Origin of the sequence: Mesorhizobium sp. M5C.F.Ca.IN.020.29.1.1, assembly GCF_003997375.1 — a bacterium.
Classification (GTDB): Bacteria; Pseudomonadota; Alphaproteobacteria; order Rhizobiales; family Rhizobiaceae; genus Mesorhizobium; species Mesorhizobium wenxiniae.
Map to the genome: position 1 here is coordinate 1 of NZ_RZSW01000382.1, position 6,236 is coordinate 6,236.

Sequence of the window (6,236 nt, forward strand, 5' to 3'; positions counted from 1 at the left end):
CTCGTCGACGTGGTGAAATTGTCTGTCGCCGGCGAGCGCGACAAGGCGCACGATCTTTTCGACGCCCACCTGCCCTACCTGCGCTATGAGCAGCAACCCGGTGTGGGACTTGCGGTACGCAAATATGTGATGATGAAGCGCGGTGCCATCGCGTCCGACGCCCAGCGCAAGCCGGGCAGTGCGTTGTCGGCGGCGGCCAGACAAGAAGTCGACTATTTGCTTATGCGGCTGGAATGTCGCGTCCGCAAACAAGCCCCGAGATAATGCAACCAGCGGACTATTTGCCGCGCATCACATCAATAGATAGCCGCGTGAGCTTGCGTGAAAAGCGCATTTTTTGCCGAGGATTCCCAATGGCCCGCTTCGCGACACGGTTCGGGTCTTTGAAGCAGCTTGCATTTGATGACGGCTCAACCATGCGCTTAGCGCGCGGCATTCCGCGCCCAACCAGCCGCAGGTTCGCACAGTGTTTCAGCTTGCACAAACAGACTTGGGAAGAGCTGTAGTGAAAAAGAAAATTGCGTAATAAAATAACAGCTTATTGGATAAAGCTGGTGCGGTCGAGAAGACTCGAACTTCCACGGGTTGCCCCACAGCGACCTCAACGCTGCGCGTCTACCAATTCCGCCACGACCGCACGTGGTAGGAGCCGAAACGAACCGGCTCGCGGCGTGTAGCAAATCGTTTCCGGCGAAACAAGGGCGCGTCGCGCAATAATTGCCCGGGATTCGGCATAACGCTCCAAAGGGGTGGAACGCGCTCGGAACTGGACGTTTCAGCCGATTGCCGCCATATGTGAGGCGACACGAGACACGCCATGACAGAACGCAGCCAGATCGCCACGTCGTTCCTGCCCCTGCCCGGTTCGGCACCGGTCGAATGGCGGATCGAACCCGGCCTCACCGCCTATCCGGATGCGCTTGCCGTCATGGAGGCGCGTGCCGAAGCGATCCGAAGCGGTGCCGCCGGCGAGATGGTCTGGCTGGTCGAGCACCCGCCGCTCTACACCGCCGGCACCAGCGCCCGCATCGATGACCTGATCGAGCCGGACCGTTTTCCGGTATTCGCGGCCGGGCGCGGCGGCGAATACACCTATCATGGGCCAGGCCAGCGCGTCGCTTATGTGATGCTCGACCTGAAGCGGCGGCGCGAGGATGTCCGCGCCTTCGTCGCGGCGCTCGAACAATGGATCATCGGCACGCTCGCCACCTTCAACGTGCGCGGCGAACGGCGCGAGGACCGCGTCGGCGTCTGGGTGGTGCGGCCGGATCGCCCGGTCCGACCCGACGGCTCGCCGGCCGAGGACAAGATCGCCGCCATCGGCATCAGGCTGAGGCGCTGGGTGAGCTTTCACGGCATCGCCATCAATGTCGAGCCGGATCTCAGCCACTTTAGCGGCATCGTGCCGTGCGGCGTGCAGGATCACGGCGTCACCAGCCTAGTCGACCTCGGCCTTCCCTTGGCGATGGCCGACCTCGATCTCGCGCTGAAATCCGCCTTCGAGGACATCTTCGGACCCGCGGCACCTTGCTTGTCGAAGCGGCCCGCAAGGCCGGCTGACAAAGCAGCACTGAACCACCGAGCTGCGACGGCTGCCCCCACCCCGTGAAGAACGTCAGCGTTTGAGCCACGTCTTTCAGCGCTGCCTCACATCGCTCCGATCCAGATCGCCACGGAAATGAGAAACGTGCTCATGCACACCAGTGACACGACATCCTGAACAAGACCGGCCATAACACTCTCCTGTTTTCGGTATGTTCGTCTTTTGTTCTAATTTTGTTCAAATGTCAACGGCCGCAATCCGAGCGGCCGCGAAATTCCGGCGCTCAGTTCGGCAAGGTTAAGGAAACGTTGAGAGCCCACCGTGACCGCCTGCCGGAAAATGCGGCTCGCGGTCGGCCCGTTGGCGAATGTGAGGTCCAGGCCTTCTAAACATGACGCCAGGCCGGCGGCAGGCCGAAGGCCGGAAACAATTTCGGGCCGAGCGGCGGCACATAGACCGTCAGAGCCGCAATTCCGCCGTCAGCGGGCTCGATCACATGCAGGGAATGGGCTCGCCACGCAGCGTCATTGTGGCTGCGGGAATAGACACCGACTGCCGGCTGGGCATTGGCACCGGTTGCCATGGTGCGGAAGCCCGCAAAGTTACCCCAGATGGTCTCGAGGAAACCGCGGATCGCCGCGCGTCCTTGATACCATTCCCGCCAGGGCGGCATGCGATAGGTGGCGTCCTCCCGCAGCAGCTCGATCAGGCTGTCGAGATTGGCGGACTGCCAGGCCTGCATGTAACGTTCGAGCAGCAGGCCTTCTTCCCGGCCGGGCTTCGATCGCTGCATGGGACGTCCCTCTGGATATCGCGCCGCGAGGGTTGCGCGGGCCCGCTGCAATGCGCTGTTGATCGAAGCTGTCGATCCACCCAGCAGTCCCGCCGTCTCGACAGCCGACCATCCCAGCACGTCGGAAAGCAGTAGAGCGGCGCGCTGCCTGGGTGGCAGGTCCTGGATCGCGGCGACGAAGGCGAGCTGGACGGCTTCGCGAGTCTCGTAGCGCGTTTCCGGACCCGGCTCACCATCAGTGAGGCCTGGCAGCTCCGCATCCGGGTAAGGCTCCAACCAGGTGACCTCGGCTGCAGGCCCGTCTGTGGCCCGTCCGTGGAAGGCCGGCCGTCCCGGCTGCTGGAGAATGCGACGCGTCCTCGATCTGGCCTTGAGGGCGTTGAGGCAAGAGTTGGTCGCGATCGTGTAGAGCCAACCGCGAATCGAACCCCGCCCGTCGAACTCCGACCTTGCACGCCAGGCGCGCAGAAACGTGTCCTGGACGAGGTCGTCCGCCTCGTGCAGCGAACCCATCATGCGATAGCAATGGAGCTTAAGTTCCCGGCGATGGGCCGCCGTGAACTGCTCGAAGGCCAGTCGATCCAGGATCGGCTGGCCCGGCTGGCGTATCGGCTTGAGAGGAGCCTGGGCGTCTGTCATGCGGATCCGGCATTTTTGAGTCCGGTTTGCATTACGCGCGCCTCAGCCCGCCGGCGCAAGCCCGCTCCCGCTCACTGCGAAGGAACATCCTTGCGGTTTTTGGGTGGCGAGTGCGATCACCGCACGTCCCACTTCGGCCGGCGTTTGCATGTCTAGCATGCCCGCGATGAACTCCATCGGCCGGATGCCCATATAGGCCGAAATGCTCTCGATGCCGGCGTCGCCCACGCCGGTCCCTGGCATGATGCGCATAGGCGCAAGCGCCATGAAGCGCAGGTCGAGGCCGAGCCGATCCGATTCCTTCTGGCTATGACCGGCCAGGAACATCTGCATGCGTTTTGCCCCGGCATAGCCGCCGGAATTCGGTGGCCCCCCGGTCAAGGCTGCGCCACTGGAGATCAGAATGATCCGGGCGCCCGGTTTGAGCGGACGTCGGAGCGCCGCCTTGCAAAACAGGAACGATATCTTGACGTCCGTCTCCCAGTTTGCGGAGAACGCCTTCCAGTTCTGTTCATATAGGGGCGCCGAGGGGGCAAGGGCACCCGCGCAGATCACCAGGGCGTCCGGCTCCAGCGCGGCAAAGACCTCGTCAGGGGCGGACTCCACGGTTGCGTCGACCGCGAACGTCTTCACGCCCGGAGTTTCCCAGGCAAATTGCGCCAGCGCCGGCCGGTCGCGGGCGACAGCCATGACCGTCGCTCTCTCGCTGAGGGCGGCTTCTGCGATTGAGCGGCCGACACCACGGCTGCCTCCAACGACGACGACATTCCGACCTTGTAACAATCTCATGGACCACCTTGCTATCCGGGCCGCTGGACCATCCAGGCGCGCCCATTAATAAGGACAACACAGACGGGCGGTAATCATCGGTGCGACGTCAGAAATCTTCTACGGCGATCGGCATGGCCCGCGCTAAGCCGCGGTCGGGCGCGGGCGGCGGACAGCGACGCGTCAGGCCTGCCGCCAGCGCGGCGCACATTTGCGACCGCAGCGAAGTCGTCGACCAGGGGAGCGCTGTGCGAGATCCCTAAAGCGGAACAACCTTGCCGTCGGCCAGCGTGACGCGACGGTCCATGCGCGAGGCAAGCTCGTGGTTGTGGGTGGCGATCAGCGCCGCCAGGCCCGACTGCCGGACCAGCGCTCCCAGTGCCTCGAACACATAGGAGGCGGTGACCGGATCGAGGTTGCCGGTCGGCTCGTCGGCAAGCAGCACCAGCGGCGCATTGGCGACGGCGCGCGCAATGGCGACGCGCTGCTGCTCGCCGCCGGACAGTTCGGAAGGGCGGTGCTGCGCGCGCTTGCCGATCTGCATGTAGTCGAGCAGTTGCGCCGACCGCTCGGCAGCCTCCTTGCGCGTCAGCCCTTTTATCAGTTGCGGCATCATGATGTTTTCCAGCGCCGTGAACTCCGGCAGCAGGTGATGGAACTGATAGACGAAGCCGACATCGTTACGGCGGATCGCCGTGCGCTCGTCGTCGGAAAGCCGCCCGCAGGCGCGGCCTGCCAGAATCACGTCGCCGGCGTCCGGCCGCTCCAGCAGTCCGGCGGTGTGCAACAGCGTCGATTTGCCGGTTCCCGACGGCGCCACCAGCGCCACGATCTCGCCGCGCTTCAGCGAAAAATCGGCGCCGTTGAGGATGGTGAGCTTGCGCGGCCCCTGAACATAGTGCCGCTCGACGCTCTTCAGCTCGATAATGGCCTCGGCCATCATTCGTACCTCAGCGCTTCGACCGGATCGAGCCTGGCCGCGCGCCATGCCGGAAACAGCGTCGCCAGGAACGACAGCACCAGCGCCATCAGGATCACCGAGATCGTCTCGCTGGCATCCATGCGGGCAGGCAGCTGGCTCAGGAAATAGAGCTCGGGATTGAACAGCCTCTCGCCGGCCAGCCAGGAGAAGAACTGGCGGATTCGCTCGACGTTCAGGCAGATTACAACGCCGAGCAGCACGCCGGCGATGGTGCCCACCACGCCGATCGCCGCGCCCGTCATCAGGAATATGCGCAGGATCGCGCCGCGGGTGGCGCCCATGGTGCGCAGGATGGCGATGTCGTGGCCCTTGTCCTTTACCAGCATGATCAGGCCCGAAATGATGTTGAGCGCTGCCACCAGCACGATCAGCGTCAAGATCATGAACATGACGTTGCGCTCCACTTGCAGCGCATCGAAGAATGTCCTGTTGCGTTCTCGCCAATCGACCATGGTGATCGGCCGCTGCGACGCCTCTTCGATCTTCGGTTTCAGCGCGTCGACATTGTCGGGATTGTCGACATAGATCTCAATCGCCTGAGCTCGGCCATCCATGTTGAAATAGAGCTGTGCTTCCGAAAACGGCATATAGACGATGGAGCTGTCATATTCCGACATGCCGACTTCGAAGATCGCCGTGATCGGGTAGCCCTTCATGCGCGGTGTCGTGCCGAGCGGCGTGACATCGCCGTCGGGCGCGATCAGCGTGATCGTGTCGCCGAGCACAAGACCGAGATTGTCGGCCATTCGGCTGCCGATGGCGACGCCCTCGCTTGTGTCGAAGCCGGCGATCGAGCCCTGCTTGATATTGTTGGCGACGATCGAAATTTTAACCAGATCCTCGCCGCGTATGCCGCGAACCAGCGCCCCTGACCCGCCGCCGATATTGCCTTGCGCCAGAACCTGCCCGTCGATCAGCGGAATGGCGTACTGGACGCCGGGCACGCCGTTGATGCGGCTGGCGACCTGCGCATAGTCCTCCAGCGGCATGTCGAGCGGCTGCACGATCAGATGGCCATTGACGCCGAGGATGCGCGTCAGGAGCTCGGCGCGAAACCCGTTCATGACAGCCATCACGACGATCAGCGTGGCGACGCCCAGCATGATGCCGAGGAACGAGATCGAGGCTATGACGGAGATCACCGTCTCCTTGCGGCGCGAGCGCAGATAGCGCCACGCGACCATGCGTTCGAAGACGGAAAAAGGTCCCGCGGCCGGGGGTTTCGCTACTGCCGCTTCGCTCATGCGGCAAAACCGAAGCGCTTCTTCGCGTCCACGATCGGCAGGGTCTCGCGCTCGCCGGTCCTGCGGTTTTTGATTTCGACCTCGCCGGCCGCCACGCCGCGCGGCCCGACGATCACCTGCCACGGCAGGCCGATCAGGTCGGCGGTGGCGAACTTGCCGCCCGGCCGCTGATCGGTGTCGTCGTAGAGCACGTCCTTGCCGACGGCGACAAACGCCGCATGGAGTTCGTCGCAGACGCGGTCGCACTCGGCGTCGCCGGCCTTCATG

Annotated in this window: 6 protein-coding genes, 1 tRNA gene and 1 pseudogene; 2 read left to right on the forward strand and 6 right to left on the reverse strand. The window is 63.7% G+C overall.

The window, feature by feature from the left end; translation table 11 throughout:
- Nucleotides 1-264: pseudogene (locus tag EOA85_RS24705) on the forward strand (dihydrodipicolinate synthase family protein); the annotation flags it as partial.
- 288 nt (nt 265-552) lie between these two features.
- On the opposite strand, the gene EOA85_RS24710 reads toward EOA85_RS24705, so the two are convergent.
- A tRNA-Leu gene (locus EOA85_RS24710) sits at nt 553-637 on the reverse strand.
- A 180-nt stretch (nt 638-817) separates the two neighbouring features.
- Between EOA85_RS24710 and lipB the strand changes: the two genes are divergently transcribed.
- Nucleotides 818-1,609: a lipoyl(octanoyl) transferase LipB gene (gene lipB, locus EOA85_RS24715; RefSeq protein WP_245485995.1), complete on the forward strand. Its 792-nt coding sequence runs from the start codon at nt 818-820 to the stop codon at nt 1,607-1,609.
- Nucleotides 1,610-1,928: 319 nt separating this feature from the next.
- Here lipB and EOA85_RS24720 read toward each other — a convergent pair whose 3' ends face one another.
- From EOA85_RS24720 to EOA85_RS24740, 5 genes are all read right to left on the reverse strand, one after another.
- Entirely contained in the window at nt 1,929-2,975 is a 1,047-nt protein-coding gene (locus tag EOA85_RS24720) for an RNA polymerase subunit sigma-70 (RefSeq protein ID WP_127211515.1), read from the reverse strand.
- Between the two features lie 42 nt (nt 2,976-3,017).
- Entirely contained in the window at nt 3,018-3,764 is a 747-nt protein-coding gene (locus EOA85_RS24725) for an SDR family oxidoreductase (protein WP_127211516.1), read from the reverse strand.
- Nucleotides 3,765-4,002: 238 nt separating this feature from the next.
- Nucleotides 4,003-4,686 carry an ABC transporter ATP-binding protein gene (locus tag EOA85_RS24730; RefSeq protein WP_174654574.1) on the reverse strand — a complete coding sequence of 228 codons (684 nt, stop codon included), beginning with the start codon at nt 4,684-4,686 and terminating at the stop codon, nt 4,003-4,005.
- Nucleotides 4,683-5,969 carry a lipoprotein-releasing ABC transporter permease subunit gene (locus EOA85_RS24735; protein ID WP_065012297.1) on the reverse strand — a complete coding sequence of 429 codons (1,287 nt, stop codon included), beginning with the start codon at nt 5,967-5,969 and terminating at the stop codon, nt 4,683-4,685. Before EOA85_RS24735 ends, EOA85_RS24730 begins: the two co-directional genes overlap by 4 nt.
- Nucleotides 5,966-6,236: His/Gly/Thr/Pro-type tRNA ligase C-terminal domain-containing protein (locus tag EOA85_RS24740; RefSeq protein WP_245485996.1), on the reverse strand; the 271-nt coding region annotated here is incomplete at its 5' end. The genes EOA85_RS24740 and EOA85_RS24735, both read right to left, overlap by 4 nt.

Bases quoted from the DNA above. Each gene is read 5' to 3' on its own strand.
- lipB (WP_245485995.1), top strand. From the start codon at position 818: ATGACAGAACGCAGCCAGATCGCCACGTCGTTCCTGCCCCTGCCCGGT.
- EOA85_RS24720 (WP_127211515.1), bottom strand. From the start codon at position 2,975: ATGACAGACGCCCAGGCTCCTCTCAAGCCGATACGCCAGCCGGGCCAG.
- EOA85_RS24725 (WP_127211516.1), bottom strand. From the start codon at position 3,764: ATGAGATTGTTACAAGGTCGGAATGTCGTCGTCGTTGGAGGCAGCCGT.
- EOA85_RS24730 (WP_174654574.1), bottom strand. From the start codon at position 4,686: ATGATGGCCGAGGCCATTATCGAGCTGAAGAGCGTCGAGCGGCACTAT.
- EOA85_RS24735 (WP_065012297.1), bottom strand. From the start codon at position 5,969: ATGAGCGAAGCGGCAGTAGCGAAACCCCCGGCCGCGGGACCTTTTTCC.